This window comes from Streptomyces sp. NPDC088915, assembly GCF_044749825.1.
Classification (GTDB): domain Bacteria; phylum Actinomycetota; class Actinomycetes; order Streptomycetales; family Streptomycetaceae; genus Streptomyces.
The window spans coordinates 112,502-133,981 of record NZ_JBIVIR010000007.1 but is presented as its reverse complement, the minus strand read 5'-3'; the positions used below and the strand labels follow the sequence as shown (position 1 = coordinate 133,981).

The following is a 21,480-nucleotide window of genomic DNA, read 5'->3' as shown; positions in this document are numbered from 1 at the left end:
GGCTGATGCCGGACCGGTCCCGCCGGGCCAGGATGAAGGGGTATGCGCAGGTCGGAACAGCGAGCGGACCAGAAGGACCACGACATGGAGCAGGACGTGGAGCACGACCCGGACGCCCGTTGGCTGGCGCGGACCATGCACACCGCGTTCTTCCTGCTGCTCGGCGCCTCGCTCGCCCGCTTCCTGCTGCGGCACGACTGGGAGGCCCGCAGTCCCTGGATCGTGGCCCTCACCGGCGCGCTCGCCTCCCTCTACCTCCTCGGCCCCGTCATCGGAACCCGCGCCACCCCGCGCCGGATCGCCTGGCTGGGCACGGTCGTCGCCGTCTGGGTGCTCCTCGTCGTCCTGGCGCCCAGCTTCGCCTGGTGCGCGGTGCCGCTCTTCTACACGGGCCTGCGCACCCTCCCGCCGCGCGCCGCGCTCGGCCTGGTCGCCCTGCTCACCGCCTTCGTGGTCTTCGCACAGGTCCGGCTCGCGCACGGCGGCTGGGACCCGAACCTGATCGTCGCCCCGCCGGCCGTCGCCGCCCTGGCCACCGGGGTGTTCGTGTACGCGGACCGGCAGGCGGCGCGCCAGCGGGCCCTGATCGACGACCTGATCCGCACCCGCCGCGAGCTGGCCGCGATCGAGCGCCGCGAGGGGACGCTCGCCGAGCGGCAGCGGCTCTCCATGGAGATCCACGACACCCTGGCGCAGGGCTTGTCCAGCCAGCGGATGCTGCTCCAGGCGGCGGACCGCACCTGGGACGGCGACCCGGAGACGGCCCGCCGGCACGTCCGTACCGCCGCGTCCATCGCCGAGCGCAACCTCGCGGAGGCCCGCCGCTTCGTCCACGACCTCGCGCCGGCCGACCTGGCGGAGGGCGGCGGCCTGGAGGAGGCCCTGCGGGGGCTCGCCGCCCGGGAGTCGGCGGCGTTCCGGGTCGACGGGGCGGCGGTGGCGCTGCCCGACCGGGCGCAGTCGGCGCTGCTGCGGATCGCGCAGGGCGCCCTGGCGAACATCCGCGAGCACGCGGGCGCGACCTCGGCGGCCGTGACGCTGACGTACCTCGACGACCAGGTGGTCCTGGACGTCGCCGACGACGGGCGCGGCTTCGACCCGGCGGACCGGCCGGGCGGGGTGCGCGGCCACGGGCTGCCCGCGATGCGGGTGCGGGCCGAGCAGCTCGGCGGCACCCTGACCGTCGAGTCCGTCCCGGGCGAGGGCACGGTGCTCTCCGCCGCGATCCCGCTGGACCCGGAGCCGTGACGCCCCTGCCGCTCTCCTCTGCCCGCCGCTCCCCCTGTCCACCGCTCTCCCCGGCCCGCCGCTCCCCTCTGCCCGCCGCTCCCCCTATCCACCGCTCTCCCCGGCCCGCCGCTCTCCCTGGAGTCGTGATGTCCTCCGTACGGATCCTGCTCTGCGACGACCACGCGGTGGTCCGCGCCGGGCTGCTCGCCCTCCTCGGCAGCACCCCCGACATCGACGTCGTGGGCGAGGCGGGCAGCGGCGAGGAGGCCGTCGCCATGGCGGCGAAGCTGAAGCCGGACGTCGTCCTCATGGACCTCCAGCTCGGGTCCGGCATCGACGGCGTGGAGGCGACCCGCCGGATCGCGCCCACCGGCGTCCACGTCCTCGTCCTCACCACGTACGACACGGACGCCGACATCACGCGGGCGATCGAGGCGGGCGCCACCGGCTACCTCCTGAAGGCCGAGCGGCCGGAGGAGCTGTTCGCGGCCATCCACGCGGCCGCGCAGGGCCGCACGGCCCTCTCGCCGCCGGTCGCCAGCCGGGTCATGGACCGGATGCGGGGCGCGGCGGCCCCGAGCCTCACCGACCGGGAGCGGGACATCCTCGGGCAGCTCGGGCGCGGCCTCGGCAACCGGGAGATCGCGCGGGCCCTGTTCATCAGCGAGGCGACGGTGAAGACCCACCTGGGCCGGATCTACGCCAAGCTCGGCGTGGACACGCGGGCGGGCGCGGTGGCGGTGGCGAAGGAGCGCAGGCTGCTGCCGTGACGGCTCCCCCGCCCGTACCCCTCCGGACGGCGTTCGCCTCCGCACCCCGCCCTCCACTGCTACCGTGCGTTACTTCCCGACCGCATGGTGTCATGAACCAGTCCCAGTGGAGCGCACGTGAAGCTCGCGATCGTCGGCGGCGGTCCCGCCGGCCTCTACCTCTCGGTCCTGCTGAAGCGGCGGGACCCGTCGCACGACGTCACGGTGTACGAGCGGAACCCGGAGGGCTCCACGTACGGCTGGGGCGTCACGTACTGGGCCGGGCTCCTCGGCAAGCTGCGCGCGGGCGACCCGGAGTCCGCGCGGGCCGTCGCCGACGCCTCCGTGACCTGGACCGACGGGGTCGCGATCGTCCGCGACGAGCGGACCGTCCACCGGGGCGACGCGGGCTTCGGCATCGGGCGCCGGCGGATGCTGGCGCTGCTCGCGGACCGCGCCCGCGACCTGGGCGTGCGGATCGAGTTCGAGCACGGCGTGAGCGGCCCGGACGCGCCCGAACTGGCCGACGCGGACCTGGTCGTCGCCGCCGACGGGGTGAACAGCGCGCTGCGCGAGGCGTACGCGGACCACTTCGGCAGCGAGGTCACCAGTGGCCGCAACCGGTACGTCTGGCTCGGCACGACCAAGGTCTTCGACTCGTTCAGCTTCGCCTTCAAGGAGACCGAGCACGGCTGGATCTGGTGCTACGCCTACGGCTTCAGCGGCGAGCGCTCCACCTGCGTCGTCGAGTGCTCCCCGGAGACCTGGACCGGCCTGGGCCTGGACGCGCTCGGCGAGGCCGACAGCCTGAACCTCCTGGAGAAGCTCTTCCACGACCTGCTCGACGGGCACGAGCTGATCGGCCGGGACCGGGCCGGGGAGCCCGCCCAGTGGCTCACCTTCCGCACCCTCACCAACCGCGTCTGGCACCGGGGCAACCTGGTCCTCCTCGGGGACGCCGCCCACACCACGCACTACTCGATCGGCGCGGGCACCACCCTGGCCCTGGAGGACGCGCTCGCCCTCGCGGACGCCCTGGACGCCCCCGGCCGGGACCTCGACACGGCCCTGACCCTGTACGGGAAGCGGCGCCGCGCCGAACTCGTCTCCGCCCAGAGCGCCGCCCGCTACAGCGCCCGCTGGTACGAGAACCTGCCCCGCTACATGAGCCTGGAGCCGGCCCGCATGTTCGCCCTGCTCGGCCAGCGCCACTCGCCCCTGCTGCCCCACGTCCCGCCCCAGCTGTACTACCGCCTCGACCGCGCCGCCGGCTCCCTGGAACCCCTCCGCCGCCTCAAGCGCTGGCTGGGGCCCCGGGTGGCGAGGGCGGTGCACGGACGGGGACGCTGAGCCCCTCGTACGGACCGGGCCCGGGGCCGCTGGGCCCCTCGTACGGGCCGGGCCCGGAGCCGCTGGGCCCCTCGTACGGGCCGGGCCCGGGGCCGCGAGGTCCGGGACCGTGACACCATCGACCCCGTGCTCGACATCGGCTACTCCCTCTCGCGTCGCTTCCCCGACCCCCCGCAGACCGACTACCGCCGCGCGGACGTCCACGCGCTGCGGCACGACCTGTTCTGCGGGGACGTGTACCTCGCGGACACCGAGTCCGACCGGGAGGTGTCCACGGCCTGGGGGTGGGTGCCGGTGCTCGACTTCGCGTGGGCGCTCTGCGACATCGTCGAGCGACTCGACCGGGACCCGCGCGGGAGCCGGGCCGCGCAGCCGCAGTACGCGGAGCTCGACTTCACCGAGTCCACGGACCGGATGCTGTTCGAGCGCCGCTTCGGCTGGGTGGACGTCGAGGCCGACTGGATGCCGGGCGACGAGCCGCCGGTGACCTTCAGCCACGCCGAACTGCGCCGCGAGGCCCGCGACTTCCTGCACGACCTGATCGCGGACCTCACCGACATGCACGAGGGCCTCGCCGACAACCCGGCCGTCTGGTCCCTCCAGGCCCGCTTCCCCCGCCTGCCGGACAGGTCCTAGCCCTCCACCCGCACCCCCAGCTGCGCCGCGAGCACCGGCGCCAGGTCGAAGAGCTGGGACGTCGAGATCACGGCCCCCGCCAGGGACTCCACCCCGCGCGCGATCTCCAGCCGCTGGACCCCCCTCAGGTCCACGTCCCGCAGCCGCGCCCCCGCGAAGTCCGCCCCGGTCAGGGCGCAGTCCACGAACTCGACCCGTTCGAGGACCGCGCCCCCGAAGTCCGGCTCGCTCAGCACGCACCCCTCGAAGACGACGTCCTTCAGCTTCGCGGACCGCAGGTTCAGGTAGTCGATCTTGCCGCCCCGGACCACGACCCGCTCCAGGACGGCGCCGTGCAGCTGCGTCCCGCCGAGCCGCGCCTCCACGACCTCCACGTCCCGCAGCTGCGCCCCCGCCAGGTCCGTCCCCACGCCCCGCACCCCGCTCAGGACCGAGTCCAGGAACCGCGCGTTCGTCAGCCGCGCCCCGTCGAGGCCGCACTCCCGCAGCGCGCAGTCCAGGAACCGGGCCCCCTCCCCCGACTGCCCGGCCAGGTCGAGCCCGGACAGCTCCAGGCCGTCGTAGTCCCCGTCCGCCTCCAGACCGCCCCCGTACGGCTCCAGGGGCGGCAGCCGCACCTCCGGCCGCCGGGCCCCCGGCACCTTCCTCTTCCGTGTCGTCGCCCTCGCACCGTGGTTCGCCATCCCCCCATGGTGAGGTACGACACTGACAACGCCCCCGTGTCCGTGTCACGAACGCGCCCGTCCGCCCCGTCCCCCCTACAGGACCCGGGAACGAGCCCGAGAACGAGCTTGAGAACGAGCTTGAGAACGAGGGAGAGCGCCATGCGGAAGCTCACGATCGTCGGCGGCGGCTTCGCCGGACTGACCGCGGCCGTCACCGCCGCCGAGGCCGGCACCGCCGTGACCCTGTACGAGGCCCACCGGGACCTCGGCGGCCGGGCGCGGACCGCCGAGGGCCCGTACCGCACGAACGACGGCCCGCACGCGCTCTACAGCGGCGGCCCGCACTGGACCTGGCTGAAGCAGCGCGGGCTCCTCGGGCCGCTCGCGCCGCTGCCGCCCGCCGAGGGCCTCCGCTTCCGCTTCCACCGCGGCGGCGCCCTCCGCCGCGTCCCGCCGCCCGGCCTGCTCCGCCAGTCCCTCCGTACCGCCCGGGACGCCCCCGTCGACGCCGACTTCCGCACCTGGGCCACCGGGCTCGCGGGTGCGCGGACCGCCCGCGTCGCCGCCGCGTACAGCGGGGTCGCGCTCTTCCACCACGACCCCGGCGCGCTCTCCGCCCGCTTCGTGCAGGAACGGCTGCACCGGGCCGCCGCCCTGCCGCCCGAGGCGCACTACGTCCGGGGCGGCTGGGGCGCGCTGATCGGGCGGATGGCGGACCGGGCCCGGGAGCTGGGCGTACGGATCGAGACCTCGTCCCGGGTCGACGCGCTGCCGGCCGGCGGGGGCCCGGTGATCGTCGCCACCGCCCTGCCCGCCGCCGCCCGGCTCCTCGACGACCCCTCGCTGACCTGGGAGAGCGGCCGCACGGTCCTGGTCGACCTGGCGCTGCGGACCCGGAAGGGGGACCCGTTCGTCGTCTCCGACCTGGACGCGCCCGGCTGGATCGAGCGGTTCACCGCGCAGGACCCCTCGCTCGCCCCCGCCGGGCAGCAGCTCCTCCAGGCCCAGCTCCCCGTCGGGCCCGACGGGACCAAGGCGGACGGGGTCGCCCACGCGGAACGGCTCCTCGACCTCGGCTTCCCCGGCTGGCGCGAGCGGACGGCGTGGCGGCGCGCGTCGCTCTCCCGGGGGCGTACGGGAGCGGTGGACCGCCCCGGCACCACCTGGCGCGACCGGCCGGCCGTCGACCGGGGCGACGGGGTGTACCTGGTGGGCGACCAGGTCGCGGCGCCGGGCGTCCTGTCGGAGGTGTCGTTCACGAGCGCGGTCGAGGCGGTGTCGCTGGCGCTGCGCGCGGAGCGGCTCGCGTACGGGACGCGCTGAAACCGTACGGGACGCACTGAACCCGTACGGGACGCACTGATCCCCTACGGAACGCGCTGATCCCCTACGGGACTTGACCTCAAGTTCGCTTGAGGTCGGAGGCTTTCCCCGTGGCCGCCCGGACCACGCTCCGTACGACGACAGGGGAACCGTCATGCACGCCGTCCGCCTCCACGCCTTCGGCCCCGCCGAGAACCTCACCTACGAGGAGGTGCCCGACCCCGTCCCGGGTCCCGGGCAGGTCCGCGTCCGGGTCGCGGCGGCCGGGGTGCACCTCCTCGACACCGCGCTCCGGGAGGGCGCCCCCGGCCCCTTCCCGGCCCCCACCGAGCTGCCCACGATCCCGGGCCGCGAGGTCGCCGGCACGGTCGACGCGCTCGGGGAGGGCACCGACCCGTCCTGGCTCGGCCGGCGGGTCGTCGCCCACCTCGGCATGGCCCCCGGGGGGTACGCGGAGCTCGCCGTCACCGACGCCGCCCGGCTCCACGCCCTGCCCGACCACCTCGGCGAGGCGGAGGCCGTCGCCATGATCGGCACCGGCCGCACGACCCTGGGCATCCTCCGGTTCACGGAGCTCGGCCCCGACTCGGTCGCGATCGTCCCCGCGGCGGCGGGCGGCATCGGCACCCTGCTCGTCCAGTACGCCAAGAACGCCGGCGCCACCGTCGTCGGCCTCGCGGGCGGGCCCGCGAAGACCGCCCTGGTCCGGGAGAACGGCGCCGACCTGGCCGTCGACTACCTGGAGCCGGACTGGCCGGAGGAGGTCCGCGCGTATCTGGACGGGCCCCTGGGCGGGCGTGCGGCCACGGTCGTCTTCGACTCGGTCGGCGGCGACACCGGCCGCGCCGCCGTGGACCTCCTCGGCAAGGGCGGGCAGCACGTGGTCTTCGGCTGGTCCGGGGCCGGCCTCCACGACGGCGAACCGCTCACCTTCAGCCCCGAGGAGCTGGCCGAGCGGGGCATCACCTCGGAGTCGGTCCTCGGCCCGGTGATGATCCGGAAGGCGGGCGGCGACGTCCGCCACCTCGAACTCGCCGCCCTCGCCGCCGCGTCCGCCGGCACCCTCCGCCCGGCGGTCCACCGCTTCCCCCTCGCGGAGGCGGCGGAGGCCCACCGCGCCCTGGAGAACCGGGGCACGACGGGCAAGGTGGTCCTGATCCCCTCCTGATCCCCTCCCGATCACCGTTCCGGATCCTGACGGCCGGTCACCATTCCGGATCCTGGCGACCGGTCACCGTTCCGGATCCTGACGGCCGGTCACGGTTCCGGATCCTGACGACCGTTCCGGAGCGGGGCAGGTGAACAGCCGGGCTCTTCCGACGGAATCACCGCGGCGCACAACCTTCCGACGTGATCAGGAGTCTGCGCGAGCGCGTAGACCACGGCGTGCGCCGGGTCAGCCCGAGAGGAACCCGTCTTGATACCTGTTCAGCCTGTCCGGCGCCGGCTCGTCGCGGCCGTCGCCACCGTTCTGGCCGTGACCGCCGGCGCGGGCCTCGCGGCGACCCCCGCGGTCGCCGCGCCCCCCGTCGCGCCCGTCACCGTCGCTCCCGCTGCCGCCGCCACTGCCGCCACCGCGAGGACGACCGCCGACGGCGTCGTCCCCATCCCGCGTGCCGACCGGGTCCTCAGCGCCGGACCGAGCGGCTTCCTGTCGGTGGAGCGCCGGTGGGACCACACCTACTACCGCTGGACCAGCACCGTCGACGGCCGCACCACCGGCCTTCCCGAGTGGTACAGCGGATACCGCGGCGGCGCCTCCGACGCCGTCGTCGCCAAGGAGGACGGCACCTCCCACTACCTGATCTACGACACGTCCTCGCCGGACAGCGAGCCCGTGGTCGTCGACCAGCCCGACTCCCGGCTCTTCTGGGCGGGCGTGGTCGGCAGGACGCTCGTCTTCTCCTCCTGGGACTTCGAGAACAAGCTGGGCGCGCTCCGCCTGATCGGCGAGGGCAGCGGGGCGGACCGCGACCGGCAGGTGACCGGCCTCCCGCGGAACGCCAGGATCCAGACCGTCGAAGCCCTGACGGCCGGATCCGCGCTCGTGCGCTACCTCACGGCCGACGCCGGCACCGGCGCCGAGCGCTCCCACCTCGCCGTCGTGGACGTCGCCACCGCCTCCGTCGTCGAGGAGCGGGAGGTCGGCGTCTCCGCCTACGACACCGACGCGGCCCTCTCCGGGGACCGCCTGGTCTGGGTCGACGCCCCCACGAGCACGCACGCCACGCTCATGTACGCCGCGCGCGACGCCTCGGGAAGCGCCCCGGCCGAGGAGGCGGCCGACCTGGGCGCCTCCGTCCGCCCGCACATCGGCGTGCTGGGCGACTGGGCCACGTACGCCGCTCCGGGCGGCGGCGCCGCGACCGAGGCGTCCGAGCGCTTCGCCCTCCGCGCCGTCAACCTCGTCGACAAGTCCGTGGTCACGCTGCTGGACCACGCCTCGTCCACCGTCCCCGCCGCCGACGGCGCGCTCCTGGTGCGCGGCGGCACGGTCGCCCACGGCGAGGGGATCTACCGCGTCGCCCTCGGGGCGGACGGCAGGCCGGCCGCCACGCTCGTCGCGAGCACCGGCGAACCGACCGCGCTCACCCTGTACACCGCGGCCACGCCCCCGGTCTTCGACCTCGACAAGAACAACGGTCAGACCCTGCTCCGCTGGGTGCTCTCCCGCACCAACGCGCAGGGCTCCGTGACGGTCCGCCACACCGGTACGGGCCGCAGCGTGCGGCACGACTTCACCCGGGCCGCCGACTACGAGAACAAGGGGGCCGTCGACTTCCGCTGGGACGGGCTGCTCGCCAACGCCGCGGGCGTGAAGGAGGCCGCGCCCAGCGGCGACTACACCTGGGAGTTCACCGCCTCGCCGCTCAACGGCATCGGACCGGACGTCGAGCGGACCGGCTCCTTCACGGTCACCCGTACGTCCGGCCCGCACGACTACACGGACAACGGCACGCCGGACCTGCTCTCCCGTGACGCTTCGGGCGTGCTGTGGCGCGACGACTCGGTCAAGGTGCCGTCCGCGCCGCAGCCGTACTCGACGGGCCGGGTCAAGGTCGGCGGCGGCTGGCAGATCTACGACCGGCTCGAAGCCGCCGGCGACCTCGCCGGGCGTCCGGGCGGCGACCTCGTCGCCCGTGACGCGTCCGGAGTGCTCTGGCTGTACCAGGGCAACGGGAACGGCACCTTTGCCGCCCGTACGAGGATCGGCGGCGGCTGGCAGGTCTACCAGCACCTCACCGGCGGCAGCGACCTCGACGGCGACGGCAGGTCCGACCTGCTCGCCGTGGACGCCTCGGGCGGCGCGTACTTCTACAAGGGCACGGGCGTCGCGAGCGCGCCGTTCGCGGCCCGCAAGAGCGTCGACCGGGGCTGGGAGGTCTACAACCAGGTCACCGCCACCGGCGACATCGCCGGCACCGCCGCCGGAGACCTCGTCGCCCGCGACACGGCCGGCGTTCTGTGGCTGTACGAGGGCAAGGGCGACGGCACCTTCGCCGCCCGCACGAGGATCGGCGGCGGCTGGGGTGCCTTCACCCACCTCGTCGGCCTCGGCGACGCCGACCGCGACGGCCGCCCCGACCTCTACGCGGTCGGCTCCGCGGGGGCGAAGTTCTACGCGGGCACCGGCGACGCGGCGGCCCCGTTCAAGCCCGCCGCCCCGGGCAACCTGCTCGGGGACGCGGCACCCGTCAACACGGTCTTCTGACGCGACGGAGCTCCCGCACCCCCGGTGCGGGAGCCGGGACCCGGAGGTCTCAGACCGCCCCGACCACGTCCCAGGAGTGCGCCTTGAACTCCTTCAGGAAGTCGGGGTGGTCCTCCCACATCCGGGCGACGGACCGCAGCACGTCCCAGTTGTGTTCGAGGGCCTGGTCCACGACCTGCCGCAGCTCGGGGGCCGTCGCGCGCTTCTCCACGAGGCCCGTGACGGCCGACGCGGCCTGCACGGTGTAGCGGGCGGCCCGCAGCGCGCGGGAGGTGTCGTCCATGCCGAAGCCGTGGTCGCTGCCGTTCGCGGGGTCGAAGAGCGGGGTCAGGCGGGCCTCGACGAAGTCGGTGATCCGCCGGAACCGCTGCTCGATGTCGTTGCCGTCGTTGCCGTCGTTGCCGTTGCCGCTGCCGCTGTCCATGGTGTTGTCCATGGCCCTTTCCTACACTCCCGCCGCACCGCCGAGTTCCGCCAGGGCCCCGTCCGTCAGCCGGTGGACCGTCCACTCGTCCTGCGGGCGGGCGCCCAGGGACGCGTAGAAGGCGATCGAGGGCTCGTTCCAGTTCAGGACGGACCACTCCAGGCGCTCGTAGCCGCGCTCGACGCAGATCCGGGCGAGCTCGCGCAGCAGGGCCTTGCCGTGGCCGCCGCCGCGCGCCTCCGGACGGACGTACAGGTCCTCCAGGTAGATGCCGTGGACCCCGCGCCAGGTCGAGAAGTTGAGGAACCAGAGCGCGAAGCCGACCGGCTCGCCGGCCGCGTCCTCCGCGATGTGCGCGAAGGCGGCGGGCCGCTCGCCGAAGAGGGCCTCGTGCAGCTGTTCGGGGGTGGCGCGGACCTCGTCGAGGGCCTTCTCGTACGCGGCGAGGTCGCGGATCATGGCGTGGACGACGGGGACGTCGGCGGGGGTGGCGGTACGGATCATGGGATCAGGGTGCCCCGTGCGGGGGCCCCGTGACCAGCGGGATCCACGTCCTGGAACGGGCCCTCAGCTCCGCCGCTCCCGCAGGATCCGCGCGACCGCGACCTGCTCGGCGTCGAGGGAGGGTTCGCCGTCCTCGACGTCCCACAGCCCGTTCTGCAGGACCCGGCCCAGCGTCCACGCCACCGCGCGCCGCCGGTCCCCGACGACCTCGGCGAGCAGGTCGAACCGCCACAGGACCTCGTCCGGATCCGGGTCGAAGCGGTCCACGAGCGCCGGCAGGAGGTCGAAGCCGGGGTCGCCCGCGAGCGGCTTGGGGTCGATCGCCAGCCAGGGCTCGCGCCCGGCGGCCAGGACGTTCCCGAAGTGCAGGTCCCAGTGGAGCAGCCGGTCGCCCGGCTCGCCCGCCACCTCCCGCACCGCCGCCGCGCAGTCCCGCAGGACCGCCGCGTCCTCCGGGCCCAGCCGGGCGGCGGCCCCGGGGACCTCCGCGAGCATCCCGGCCGCGATGCCGCCGAGCGTCCGCAGGCCGGGCGGCGCGGGGACGGCCGTGAGCCGGGCGAGGAGTCCTGCGGTGATCCGCACCGCCTCCCGCGCGTCCGCGAGGGAGGACAGCGGCCGGGCCTCGTCGAGCCGCTCCAAGAGCATGGTCCCGGTGGCGGGGTCGTGGTCGAGGAGCCGTACGGATCCCGCCCCGCCCCAGGCGCGAAGGCCGACCGGCTCGCCCGCGCTCTCCTCGTCGAGGAGCTGCATCTTCAGCGCGGCGGGCGCCCCGTCCGCGCGCCGCTCCACCGGCAGGACCAGCGAGGCCACCCCGTACATCGAGGGCCCGGTGACCCGCAGCCCCCATCGGCCGAGGAACTCCTCGGCCTTCCGGGGCAGTCCGGCGACGAACGCCCGCCCCGCCTCACCGTTGTACTTCGCCTGCGACCGCGCGAGTTCCTCCGGTACCCGAATCATGCCGACGAGCCTAGACACGGTGCCGGGCGCGGAACGGATTCCCCCACCACCACACCCGTATCCACAGGCCAGGGGTGCCGGGTAACGTCCCGCCCACGCATTCCGAATCCAGGGGTAGACATGAGCACGGTCAACGGCGGCATCTCGTTCTGGTACGCGCAGGAGGGCGCCCCCGCCCCCCGCGAACCGCTCCCCGGCGACACGAGCGCCGACGTCTGCGTCGTGGGCGGCGGCTACACCGGCCTGTGGACGGCCTACTACCTGAAGAAGGCCGTGCCCTTCCTCAACATCACCGTCCTGGAGGCGAAGTTCTGCGGGTACGGCGCCTCCGGGCGCAACGGCGGCTGGCTCTACAACGGCATCGCCGGCCGCGACCGCTACGCCGGGCTCCACGGCCACGAGGCGGCCGTCCGCCTCCAGCAGGCCATGAACGCCACCGTCGCCGAGGTCGTCGACGTCTGCGAGCGGGAGAAGATCGACGCCGACGTGCACCGCGGCGGCGTCCTCGAAGTCGCCCTCTCCCCCGCCCAGTTGACCCGCCTCAAGGAGTTCCACGCGGCGGAGCTCGCCTTCGGCGAGACCGACCGCGTGCTGTACGGCGCCCGCGAGACCGCCGCGCGCGTCCGCGTCACCGGCGCCGTCGGCTCCTCCTGGACCCCGCACGGCGCCCGCCTGCACCCGGTGAAGCTGGTGAAGGGCCTCGCGGCGGCGGTCGAGGCGCTGGGGGTCACGATCCACGAGTCGACCCCGGTGACGGAGATCAGGCCGAAGCACGCGGTGACCCCGTACGGCACGGTCCGCGCCCCGTACGTCCTGCGCTGCACCGAGGGCTTCACCGCCTCCCTGGCCGGTCAGCGCCGCTCCTGGCTGCCCATGAACTCCTCGATGATCGCCACCGAACCGCTCACCGACGCGCAGTGGGAGTCCGTCGGCTGGGAGGGCCGCGAGACCCTGGGCGACATGGCGCACGCGTACATGTACGCCCAGCGCACCGCCGACGGCCGGATCGCGCTCGGCGGCCGGGGCGTCCCGTACCGCTTCGGCTCGAAGACCGACAACGACGGGCGCACCCAGCCGCAGACGATCGAGGCCCTGCGCGAGATCCTGGTCCGCTTCTTCCCGCAGCTCGCGGGGGTACGGGTGGACCACGCCTGGTCCGGCGTCCTCGGCGTCCCGCGCGACTGGTGCGCGACGGTCACCCTCGACCGCTCCACGGGCCTGGGCTGGGCGGGCGGCTACGTCGGCTCGGGCGTCGCCACCGCCAACCTCGCCGCCCGCACCCTGCGCGACCTGATCCAACAGGACTCCGGCCAGTCCGGCCCGACCGACCTGACGGCCCTGCCCTGGGTCGACCACAAGGTCCGCAAGTGGGAACCGGAGCCGCTGCGCTGGCTGGGCGTGCAGACCATGTACGCGGCGTTCCGGGGCGCGGACCGCCGCGAGGCGCGGGGGCATTCGGCGCGGACGGACAGGGTGGCGGTCCTGGCGAACAGGTTGAGCGGGAGGTAGCCGGGCGGGGACGTGAAGGGCGCGTCCCCGAAAGGCGGGCCCTTCGAGGACGCGACCTCACCGCACCTGGATGCCGAAGTCCCCGACCAGCTCGCCGAGCCCGCCCGCGTACCCCTTCCCCCCGATCACGAAGTCCCAGTCGCCGCCGGCCCGCCGCCGGAACGACCCGAGGACGAGGGCGGTCTCGCCGGCCCGCCCGTCGGACACGTCGAGCCGGTCGAGCTCGCTGCCGGAGCCGTCCCGGAGCCGTATCCCGGCCTCCGTGAACCCGTGGAGGTCGGCGTCCGGGTTGACCTCGGGGTCGACGGCCGCGACGAGGACGAGCCGGTCGGCCCGGGCGGGAAGGGCGTCGAAGCCGACGCGGACGGCGGCGCGGTCGCCGGGGGCGGCGGCCACCATGGCGACGGAACCGTCGGGCGTGGCGGGGTTGTTGTAGAAGACGAACCACTCGTCCCCGAGCACCCGCCCGCCTTCGCAGACGAGCGCGCAGACGTCGAGGGCGACGGAGCCCCGCCACACCATCCCGAGCAGGTTGAAGTCGTCGGAGGGAGGGGCGTCGGAAGCGGGAGCGGGAGCCGCCTCGGGGGCGCCCAACCGCCCCCGCAACCCGTGTTGGTGGAGCAGTTCGACGAGCTCGGTGCCGGAGATCAGCGTCAGCGGCTTGCCGTTGGCGAAGGTGTAGGACCCGGGTCCGAACTTCGACGTGGTGACGAGGACGCCCTTGTTGGCGCCGGCGCCCTGCACGGTCCCGAAGAGGTCGCGGACGGCGGAGGGCGGGACGGTGTTCCGGTACCGCTTCACCTGGACGACGATCGAGCCGCCGCTGATGGGGTCGGGGTCGAGGGCCTCGACGTCGACCCCGCCGTCGTTGGAGCGGCGGGTGGTGACGGCCTGGAGCCCGCGGGCCCGGAAGAGCTCGGCGACGAGCCCCTCGAAGGCGATGGGGTCCATGGAGAGGAGATCGGGCTCTTCTCCGTCCCCCTGCACGACGACGTCGCCCCCGACCTGGTCGGGCGTCCGCAGGGGCGCGACGGCGACCCGCTCCTCGGGCTTCGCGGAGAGGCGTCCGCCGAGGGCGCCGGTCAGGCAGTCGACGGCGGCGACGAGTTCCAGGTTGAGCCGGTCGAAGTCCTGCCGCCCCACGACGACGGAGGCCACGCACACCCGGGAGGCGAGCCCGGTGGCCGGGTCGACGCCGCCCACGTACCCGTTGAGGGCGACGGACTCCAGGGCCCCGAAGCGGTCGGCGGCGAACAGCTCCCGCACCGCGAGCAGCACGCTCTGGGAGATCACGCTCCGGTACAGCGCCCGCCGCTGGGTGACGGGCCGCGCGACCTCCTTCTCCTGGTCGGTGCCGGGCAGGTACTTGACGCCCTTGGTCTCGGGAACGACCTCGTAACCGGGCAGGTCCCAGTCGAGGACGAACCCGCGCCCGCCCCGGTCGTACGCGGCGGAGACCTCGCGGGGGAACCCGTCGGGCCAGGCGCCGGAGGAGAAGAGGACGGCGGAGAAGTAGTCGACGACGGTCTCGGCGTCACCGCCGGCCAGGGCCTCGCCGGTCCCGGCGACCCCCCTGTTGTACTCCCGGATCTCGGCGATCCGGGCGGCGGCCCAGGCGTCGTACTCCCTCCGGTACGCGGCGAGCGACTCCAGGCGCCGCGCCTCGGCGGCCTGCGCGGCGTACCAGTCCCGCTCGAACCGGGCCCGGCCGTCGCGCCCGGAGTAGTGCCGCTGGTCGGGCATGGGCACGGGCTGCGCGAGGGTCCCGGGGGCGAACGGCTCGACCTCCTCGGCCCGCCGCAGCGACTCCACCCGGAAGGCGGGCGCCCGGCACCCGGCGGCGAGCAGCCCTTCGAGCGCGGCGACGCGCTCGTCGATCTCGCGGGTCCTCCTCAGGGCGTCGGCGTCCCGGTGCCTCCGATAGGCGGCCCGCTGCTCCCGCTGCATGCGGGACACGTCCCGCTCGTACGCCCGCTGCTGCCGCTCGGCCTCCCGCTGCTGCCGCAGCACGGCCTGCTGCTGCCCCTCCCGCTGCCGCTGCGCCACCCTCTGCTGCTCGGCCCAGATCCCGATCAGCCCCCCGGAACGCCGCCCCATGCGCGCACCCCTCCCCGAAAACACCCCGTGCCACGTGAACACCCCGTGACACCGGATTGTCCCGGACGACAGAGCGCTTGCACACAGAAACCACACACTCGTTCAGGGATGCCGGCCGGGTCCGTCCCCGCGGAGATCGACCGGGCAGGGGAACGATGCTCGACGCCCGGTAGTCGCAACCGTCCTGCCCGAAGCCCGGGGCCTCCCACACGAGCTCGACCCGCCGCCCGGCCGACAGCGTGCGGAAGCCCCGCCCCTGGATGTGGGAGTAGTGACCCCGGCACCCCCCGGGGGTCCCGGAGCGGTCGAGGACGCCCCACCCCTCCGGCGAGCCGACCACTCCTCACCGTCCGTGAAGGGCCGAAACCCCCCCGCGGCCGGGCGAGTTCGGCGCGGGCCTCCACCCGCGTACAACCCTTCGACTCGAGCAGAAGTCTCCTGGGGCGGCGTCAGCACGTTCGGGCGCCGATCCGCTTTCCCCAGGAGGAACCTTGATCTCCGCAAGCGCGACCCGCCGAGGCGTCTCCGCCGCGATCACCACCGTCCTGGCCGTCACTCTGGGTGCGGGCGCCCTCTCCGTCCCGGCCACCGCCGCGTCCCTGCCCGCCGCCGCGGCGGCCGAGGCGGGAACACGGACGGCACCCGTCACGTACCCGGCGAACGCGTTCTCGTTCAGCGCGGCCGGAAAGACCGGATTCCTGACCGAAGGGTGGGAGGGGGGCGCACAGCCGGTGTTCAAGTGGACCCGGTACGCGGACGGTTCGACCACGACGATCGACGCCCCGGTGGCCGACTCCACCGCCTCCGACGTGATCATGACCGGCCGGGGACAGACCCCGCGCCGCTCCCTGATCGTCGAGCTCCACGACATGGCCGCCGGCGGCAAGACCGTCACGATCGACCTCCGCCCGCTGAACGGCGTGTACGTGAAGGCCGTCTCCCGGGACACGGTCCTGGCGGAGGTGACGAAGACGGACGGTTCCGTGGAGCTGCACCTCGTCACCCGCACCGGCGGCACCGTCACGCAGCGGAAGGTCACGGGCCTCCCGTCCGGAATGACGAGCATCGCCTCCAGTTCACCCCACGACGGCTCGGTCCTGATCTCCTACGCCCTGCCGACCGGCACGTCGTGGCGGCGCGAGGCCGCCGTGGTGGACCTCGCCGCCGCCGAGGTGGTCTCCCTCCACCGGACCGACGCCTACTTCACCGGCGGGGACTCGCTCTCCGCCACACACCTGGCCTGGGCGGAGGAACAGGGGAAGGTCTACACCGTCGACCGTGCCACCGGCATCGAGACCGTGACCGACTTCGGCCTCCACGAGGGCGAGCGCATGGCCATCGGCCTGCTGGGCCCGTGGCTGACGTACGGCACCCCGGGACTCCTCGGAGGAGACGGCACGGGCGAAGGGCGACCGCTGGTCCCCTTCACGGCGAAGTCCCTGACCTCGGGCGAGTCGTTCAAGCTGCTCGACTACGTCAACACGGTCCTGCCCGGCCCCGACGGCACGCTGTTCGTGCGCGGCGGCACCGTCGAGCACGGCGAGGGCCTCTACCGGATAGCCCTCGGCGCGAACGGCAGGCCGGCCGCCGAGCTGGTCGCCTCCACCGGGCAGCCGACGCAACTCGTGTACCTCGGCGCGCAGATCTCGCGCACGTTCGACCTCGCCGCCCCGATCCCCCTCCGGTGGAAGCTGTCCCGGGAGAACGCCGACATCGACCTGAAGATCACCCACCGCGCGACCGGCAAGTCCTTCGCCAAGAAGCTGCACCTCTACAGCGAGTCCGCCGGCAGCCCGTACTACTACGGCGACGGGGTCTTCGGCATCACCTGGCGGGAGATCGCGGACGAGTCCCAGATGGGCAAGGACGCCGAAGTCGGGGAGTACGACTGGTCGTTCAAGGCCACCCCGCAGAACGGCGTCGGCCCGGCCGTGGAGGCCTCCGGCAGCTTCACTGCCGCCAAGGGCCTCTCCACCCAGCACGACCTCGACTGGGACGGCGCCCCCGACCTGCTGGCCCGTGACGCCCAGGGCGTGCTGTGGCAGCTCGACACGGAGTACGACACCGCCAAGAAGACCCTCGCGGCGCCGCCCTACGGGCCCCGCCGGGTCGGTGGCGGCTGGCAGGCCTACGACCGGATCGAGACCATCGGCGGCATCGGTTCCGGCGCCGCCGACTTCGTCGCCCGGGACAAGAACGGCGTCCTCTGGCTGTACGACGTGACCGGCAGCGGGTACAGCGCGTCCTTCGCCGCCCGCAAGCAGATCGGCGGCGGCTGGAACACGTACGACCGGATCGCGGGCGGCAGCGACCTGGACGGCGACGGCCGGGCCGACCTGGTCGCCACCGACAAGGACGGCGCCCTGTGGTTCTACAAGAACACCGGTGACACCGGCGCCCTCTTCGCCAAGCGGAAGAGGATCGGCAACGGCGGCTGGGGCGCCTACAACCAGATCACCGCCACCGGCAACATCGGCGGCGCCGCCGCCGGTGACCTCGTCGCCCGCGACAAGGCCGGGGTGCTCTGGCTCTACCTCGGCAACGGCGACGGCACCTTCGCCGCCCGCAAGCGGATCGGCGGCGGCTGGAACGCGTACACCGACACCATCGGCATCGGCGACGCCGACGGCGACGGCCGTCCCGACCTGTACGCGTACGGCCCGAACAAGACCGCCTACTTCTACGCCGGAACCGGCGACCACAGGGCCCCCTTCGCCCCCCGGGTCGCCAGCCCGGCCCTGACCGGCTCCGCCACGTACGACCACGTGTCCTGACCCACCGACAACGCCGGTGCCGTCGCCTCCCCGGGGATCGGGCGACGGCACCGGCGTTGTCGGACCCCGGTGCTAACTTCGCGACCATGGCAAACCGTTCCTACCTCTACTCCGCGGACTCGATGCCGGACGAGTCGGAGATCCCCCGGCGGATCCGGTGCATATCCGAGCACAACGGGGACGTCCCGCTCGCGCACAAGCTCATGGCGGGGCGCGGGACGACGATCGTCCCGTCCATGATCTGGAACCCCCCGATCGGCATCGCCGCGGACTACGCCGCCGGGGCGGCCCTGCTCCTGGACCTCCTGCGCGCGGTCGGCGAGGGCCTGGAGGACGACGCCGAGTTCGCCGCGTGCGTCGCCGGGACCACGGCCCACCTGGAGAAGCAGCGGGCGAAGTACTTCGTCCTCGAAACCGGGGAGATCGTCTCGATGACGGACGACGACCCGATCGCGGGCGTGCGGCACCTGGCGACCGACGACATCCCCGACGCCGTCGCCCAGGCCGAGGCGGCGATCGCCGGCCGGAACGACACCTGGCTGACCTCACTCCGAGCCGACTGGCAGAAGCACTTCGCGTCCTTCTACGGCGAGGCGCTCTACTTCTCCTTCCCCGGCTGACGGAACCCGCGACGCGACGACGGACGTTCCCTCCGCGCCACCGAGAAAACCGAATGTCGGTGCGGCGTGGGAGAGTCCCGGTCATGACGACACCGGAGAGGTTCGAGCGAGCACTGCCGGAGATCGTCGGACGCGACACGTTCGACGCTCTGGTCATCAGGACCGACTTCGGCGACGACGAGACGTGGAACGCGGTGGTCGACGAACTGCGCCGGCCGTGGGGGCCGTCCGGTGAGTTTCCTGCAGGGGTACAGATGGCCGATGCACCCGCTTGGTCGGGAGCAACGGCCACCGAGGTCCTCGCCGCGGTGGACGAAGACGAATACCTGAGCGTCGTCTTCCTCGCCGACCGCGACACGATGCGGTCTCCGGTGCGGTCGCTACTGGCCCTGACGACGGTCTGGGAGGACGTGAGCGGTCTCGATCCCGTCTTCTACCAAGAGCTCATCGATTCACCGGAACCGAGGGAGTTCCGCACCGTGCCCGCCGCGGTGCACGAGATCCATACGAACCTGACGCTCGGCACCATGGACTTCGCCGAGTTCGCCACGGCCGCGTCCGCAGAGCCCGATCAGGTCCTGCGCCCCGCCTGACCGGCCCGGCGGCCGGCCGTCACCGCCCGTCGCCCCGTGACGGGAGGCCGGGAACGAGGTCGAGCCCTGCCTCCCACCGGCCAACCTGCCCGGAACGCCCCGGCCGAGGCACACTCCGAAAACACGCCCCGTCAGGGCGTTACGGACTTACCGGCTTACGGACTTACGGACCAGAAGGCAGGCACGCGGCCTGTTCACGCGCCCGCCCGCCTCCTGTTCCAGCCTCGCGGTGACGACGAGTCCGGCCTGCTCCAGCAGGCCTACGACGCGGTCCAGAGGCAGGAGGTACGAATCGTGACACCGGACGGCCATAGCCGGGTGTCGGATCCGTTCTGAGCGACATCCACCGCTGCCGACACCCGGCCGCCGCACCATCCCCATGATCGTCTGCCGTCACGGCACCAGCCCTGCAACGACAGAAAGCGGCCACCCCGATTCCGCTCAGACCTGCCACGGCAGCATCACGCCCCTCAGCCCCACGCCACCGGAATCCTTCACACACGCCTGCTCAAAAGCCGTTGCTCCGGGTCCGGGCGGTCCGGTAATCAGTCTCTCGATGACGATCTTCCACTGTGCTTCGTGCGGCACTCGACTGACAACAGAGCTGCGGCTGCTGAACGAGGTCCCCCGGCGCCCTGCCTACGACGGCCTGCCGGCCGAGGGGGCTCGGCGGGCACCGGCGACCGTGCCGCGCGGCTTCTACGCGGTCGACCCCGACCCGACCGGTGCGCCGTTCGTACCCGGTGAGGACCAGGACGACTGCGTCCCGGCGTACCCGGGTGGACCGTCGATCAACGCCGAGGGCATCGAACTGGTCTCCGGAGGGCCCCGCGACACCCTGCTGCTCCACCCCGAGGACATGCAGGATCTGATCCTGTTGAGCACAGGGGAAGCGGGCTGCTGCGGTTCTCCCGGCGACAAGGGACCGAATCGGGGTTGCCGGTGCGGCGCCCCGATCGGCACCGAGATGTCCGAGTGCTACACCCCGTACGAACTCCACCTCGTACCGGGCGCGGTGGTCGAGGAGCAGGCCGCTGAAGCGGCTCCGGGGGGATGATCACTCACGCCCCCGCAAGCTTCTACGTCTCGGGCAGTCCGCAGACCTGCCCGGTGAAGCGCGACCCCGGGGCGCCACCCGCAGCCACCGCGCAGGGCAGCCACCGGCGAGAACGGTGACGGCGGCACGTTCCCGCCCCATGAGCCCCGCACGATCCGACACGGATGCGGCACGAGGACCTGCTCACCCCGAAACGCCCCGGACGGCCGTACATCCTCGGGCCGGCGGCCGGCGGGCCGTGCGCCTCCCCGTCAGAAGGGAGGTTCGAGATCGCCGCGGCCATCGCTGTGTGGCCCGCAGTCCCAGGGCTCCTCCCGGAGGGGTTCGATGCCGGTGACGTCGTGACCCCACGCTTCGAGGGCCTTCCAGGCAACGCGCCGGTCGGGACCGTCGTTGCTGGTGTCCAGGATGCGGCGCGCGTGCACGGCGAGGTGGTCGCGGTGTTCGGCGAGCGCGGGGTGCTCTGCGAGGACGAGTGCGGCGAGGCCGGCGGCTTCGCGCACGTCCTCGTGGCCGTCCTGCAGGAAGGGCGCGACGGCTCGGTAAAGCATCGGGCGCAGGTCCCGGAAGACCGCCGACGGGCTGTCGTGGGTGAGGAAGCCGGGGAAGTACCGCTCGTTGCGGTCGACCACCTCGTCGGAGGCGTCGCAGGCCGTGGAAACCAACCAGTTCAACAGCGTCGCGCGGACGGGGACGTTGCGATACGGCCGGAGGGTCGTGGCCGCCGGATGGGCGAGGATGCCGACGACGTACACGGCGACGGGAACGGTCGCTTCGTAGATGCTGTTCTGGTGGCCGACCAGCTCACCCAACTCCGACAGAGCGGTCACCTGGACCTTGGGATCGGGCTCCAACAGCCGCGCCAGGACCCCGGGAAGATCCTCGCCGTTCCCGAAAGCCGTCTGGAGCGAACCCCAATCAGTCTCCGCCAGGACTACCTGGTAGGACGGCAAGCCGGGCTCGCGGGGCGCCCCGGACTCGGAGCTGCTGTGATTCACAGACCAAACCTAGGCCGGGCCGCGGAGAGTCCCAGGGCCGGAGGGTCGTCGGTCCGGGGCCGGTGGCGTGATGGCGATGCGCCAAGTCCCGCGACAACTCGCTACGCCTCACTACGAACAGCGACCCAGAGCCCAGGGCGTGTCTCCGCCTTGTTTCCCACCTGGAGGACTACGGGCCAGGAACCCCGACCGGCATCGGTCGAGGACTTCGCCTCGTCCCCGGCGCCTCTCCCCAATTCAGGGCATTGCACATCCGGCGGCAACGCGCGAAGGGGAGACCGG

At 73.6% G+C, this 21,480-nt stretch carries 18 protein-coding genes and 1 pseudogene; 12 read left to right on the top strand and 7 right to left on the bottom strand.

The genetic code is table 11. The features are described from left to right. Positions 1-42: 42 nt before the first annotated feature. From ACIP5O_RS15075 to ACIP5O_RS15060, 4 genes are all read left to right on the top strand, one after another. Entirely contained in the window at positions 43-1,248 is a 1,206-nt protein-coding gene (locus ACIP5O_RS15075; protein WP_401293038.1) for a sensor histidine kinase, read from the top strand. Positions 1,249-1,376: 128 nt separating this feature from the next. Next, positions 1,377-2,000, top strand: a complete 624-nt coding sequence (locus tag ACIP5O_RS15070; RefSeq protein ID WP_401293035.1) for a response regulator — start codon at positions 1,377-1,379, stop codon at positions 1,998-2,000. Positions 2,001-2,117: 117 nt separating this feature from the next. Then, positions 2,118-3,329 (top strand): FAD-dependent monooxygenase, encoded by a 1,212-nt coding sequence (locus ACIP5O_RS15065; protein WP_401293032.1) that lies wholly within the window; start codon positions 2,118-2,120, stop codon positions 3,327-3,329. Positions 3,330-3,455: 126 nt separating this feature from the next. Continuing rightward, the gene (locus ACIP5O_RS15060; protein WP_401293029.1) at positions 3,456-3,965 is read left to right on the top strand and encodes a hypothetical protein; all 510 of its coding nucleotides are present in this window, start codon (positions 3,456-3,458) and stop codon (positions 3,963-3,965) included. Here the strand turns inward: ACIP5O_RS15060 and ACIP5O_RS15055 are convergent. After that, positions 3,962-4,648: a pentapeptide repeat-containing protein gene (locus ACIP5O_RS15055; RefSeq protein WP_401293026.1), complete on the bottom strand. Its 687-nt coding sequence runs from the start codon at positions 4,646-4,648 to the stop codon at positions 3,962-3,964. The two genes, ACIP5O_RS15060 and ACIP5O_RS15055, sit on opposite strands and share 4 nt — an antisense overlap. 141 nt (positions 4,649-4,789) lie before the next feature. On the opposite strand from ACIP5O_RS15055, the gene ACIP5O_RS15050 reads away from it, so the two are divergent. From ACIP5O_RS15050 to ACIP5O_RS15040, 3 genes are all read left to right on the top strand, one after another. Then, positions 4,790-5,953 (top strand): NAD(P)-binding protein, encoded by a 1,164-nt coding sequence (locus ACIP5O_RS15050; protein WP_401293024.1) that lies wholly within the window; start codon positions 4,790-4,792, stop codon positions 5,951-5,953. Between the two features lie 154 nt (positions 5,954-6,107). Further along, the gene (locus ACIP5O_RS15045; protein WP_401293021.1) at positions 6,108-7,121 is read left to right on the top strand and encodes a zinc-binding dehydrogenase; all 1,014 of its coding nucleotides are present in this window, start codon (positions 6,108-6,110) and stop codon (positions 7,119-7,121) included. 249 nt (positions 7,122-7,370) lie between these two features. Further along, positions 7,371-9,665, top strand: coding sequence for an FG-GAP repeat domain-containing protein (locus ACIP5O_RS15040; RefSeq protein ID WP_401293018.1), 2,295 nt, complete (start codon positions 7,371-7,373; stop codon positions 9,663-9,665). Between the two features lie 49 nt (positions 9,666-9,714). On the opposite strand, the gene ACIP5O_RS15035 is transcribed toward ACIP5O_RS15040, so the two are convergent. From ACIP5O_RS15035 to ACIP5O_RS15025, 3 genes are all read right to left on the bottom strand, one after another. Further along, positions 9,715-10,101 carry a hypothetical protein gene (locus ACIP5O_RS15035; RefSeq protein WP_401293015.1) on the bottom strand — a complete coding sequence of 129 codons (387 nt, stop codon included), beginning with the start codon at positions 10,099-10,101 and terminating at the stop codon, positions 9,715-9,717. Positions 10,102-10,110: 9 nt separating this feature from the next. Beyond that, entirely contained in the window at positions 10,111-10,593 is a 483-nt protein-coding gene (locus ACIP5O_RS15030; protein WP_356543076.1) for a GNAT family N-acetyltransferase, read from the bottom strand. Between the two features lie 63 nt (positions 10,594-10,656). Then, positions 10,657-11,550 carry an aminoglycoside phosphotransferase family protein gene (locus ACIP5O_RS15025; protein ID WP_401293011.1) on the bottom strand — a complete coding sequence of 298 codons (894 nt, stop codon included), beginning with the start codon at positions 11,548-11,550 and terminating at the stop codon, positions 10,657-10,659. Between the two features lie 120 nt (positions 11,551-11,670). On the opposite strand from ACIP5O_RS15025, the gene ACIP5O_RS15020 reads away from it, so the two are divergent. Further along, positions 11,671-13,059 carry an NAD(P)/FAD-dependent oxidoreductase gene (locus tag ACIP5O_RS15020; protein WP_401293008.1) on the top strand — a complete coding sequence of 463 codons (1,389 nt, stop codon included), beginning with the start codon at positions 11,671-11,673 and terminating at the stop codon, positions 13,057-13,059. 57 nt (positions 13,060-13,116) lie between these two features. Here the strand turns inward: ACIP5O_RS15020 and ACIP5O_RS15015 are convergent, their stop codons facing one another. Beyond that, a complete protein-coding gene (locus ACIP5O_RS15015; RefSeq protein WP_401293005.1) occupies positions 13,117-15,156 on the bottom strand; it encodes a restriction endonuclease in 2,040 nt (679 codons plus the stop codon). 145 nt (positions 15,157-15,301) lie between these two features. Next, positions 15,302-15,496 (bottom strand): annotated as a pseudogene (locus ACIP5O_RS15010) (cold shock domain-containing protein); the annotation flags it as partial. A 151-nt stretch (positions 15,497-15,647) separates the two neighbouring features. On the opposite strand from ACIP5O_RS15010, the gene ACIP5O_RS15005 reads away from it, so the two are divergent. The 4 genes from ACIP5O_RS15005 to ACIP5O_RS14990 all read left to right on the top strand — a co-directional run bounded on the left by ACIP5O_RS15005 (position 15,648) and on the right by ACIP5O_RS14990 (position 20,200). Then, a complete protein-coding gene (locus tag ACIP5O_RS15005; protein WP_401293003.1) occupies positions 15,648-17,930 on the top strand; it encodes an FG-GAP repeat domain-containing protein in 2,283 nt (760 codons plus the stop codon). Positions 17,931-18,016: 86 nt separating this feature from the next. After that, positions 18,017-18,550, top strand: a complete 534-nt coding sequence (locus ACIP5O_RS15000) for a hypothetical protein (RefSeq protein WP_401293000.1) — start codon at positions 18,017-18,019, stop codon at positions 18,548-18,550. An 83-nt stretch (positions 18,551-18,633) separates the two neighbouring features. Next, the gene (locus ACIP5O_RS14995) at positions 18,634-19,143 is read left to right on the top strand and encodes a DUF6924 domain-containing protein (RefSeq protein ID WP_401292997.1); all 510 of its coding nucleotides are present in this window, start codon (positions 18,634-18,636) and stop codon (positions 19,141-19,143) included. A gap of 556 nt (positions 19,144-19,699) precedes the next feature. Continuing rightward, positions 19,700-20,200: a hypothetical protein gene (locus ACIP5O_RS14990; RefSeq protein WP_401292994.1), complete on the top strand. Its 501-nt coding sequence runs from the start codon at positions 19,700-19,702 to the stop codon at positions 20,198-20,200. A gap of 251 nt (positions 20,201-20,451) precedes the next feature. Here ACIP5O_RS14990 and ACIP5O_RS14985 read toward each other — a convergent pair whose 3' ends face one another. Continuing rightward, the gene (locus ACIP5O_RS14985; RefSeq protein ID WP_401292991.1) at positions 20,452-21,198 is read right to left on the bottom strand and encodes a hypothetical protein; all 747 of its coding nucleotides are present in this window, start codon (positions 21,196-21,198) and stop codon (positions 20,452-20,454) included. Between the last annotated feature and the right edge of the window lie 282 nt (positions 21,199-21,480).

Excerpts from the sequence above, each read along its gene's own strand:
- ACIP5O_RS15015 (WP_401293005.1), bottom strand. The coding sequence starts at position 15,156 with ATGGGGCGGCGTTCCGGGGGGCTGATCGGGATCTGGGCCGAGCAGCAG.
- ACIP5O_RS15075 (WP_401293038.1), top strand. The coding sequence starts at position 43 with ATGCGCAGGTCGGAACAGCGAGCGGACCAGAAGGACCACGACATGGAG.
- ACIP5O_RS15050 (WP_401293024.1), top strand. The coding sequence starts at position 4,790 with ATGCGGAAGCTCACGATCGTCGGCGGCGGCTTCGCCGGACTGACCGCG.
- ACIP5O_RS14990 (WP_401292994.1), top strand. The coding sequence starts at position 19,700 with ATGACGATCTTCCACTGTGCTTCGTGCGGCACTCGACTGACAACAGAG.
- ACIP5O_RS15055 (WP_401293026.1), bottom strand. The coding sequence starts at position 4,648 with ATGGCGAACCACGGTGCGAGGGCGACGACACGGAAGAGGAAGGTGCCG.
- ACIP5O_RS15000 (WP_401293000.1), top strand. The coding sequence starts at position 18,017 with ATGGCAAACCGTTCCTACCTCTACTCCGCGGACTCGATGCCGGACGAG.
- ACIP5O_RS15020 (WP_401293008.1), top strand. The coding sequence starts at position 11,671 with ATGAGCACGGTCAACGGCGGCATCTCGTTCTGGTACGCGCAGGAGGGC.
- ACIP5O_RS15045 (WP_401293021.1), top strand. The coding sequence starts at position 6,108 with ATGCACGCCGTCCGCCTCCACGCCTTCGGCCCCGCCGAGAACCTCACC.
- ACIP5O_RS15030 (WP_356543076.1), bottom strand. The coding sequence starts at position 10,593 with ATGATCCGTACCGCCACCCCCGCCGACGTCCCCGTCGTCCACGCCATG.
- ACIP5O_RS15035 (WP_401293015.1), bottom strand. The coding sequence starts at position 10,101 with ATGGACAACACCATGGACAGCGGCAGCGGCAACGGCAACGACGGCAAC.
- ACIP5O_RS14995 (WP_401292997.1), top strand. The coding sequence starts at position 18,634 with ATGACGACACCGGAGAGGTTCGAGCGAGCACTGCCGGAGATCGTCGGA.
- ACIP5O_RS15070 (WP_401293035.1), top strand. The coding sequence starts at position 1,377 with ATGTCCTCCGTACGGATCCTGCTCTGCGACGACCACGCGGTGGTCCGC.
- ACIP5O_RS15025 (WP_401293011.1), bottom strand. The coding sequence starts at position 11,550 with ATGATTCGGGTACCGGAGGAACTCGCGCGGTCGCAGGCGAAGTACAAC.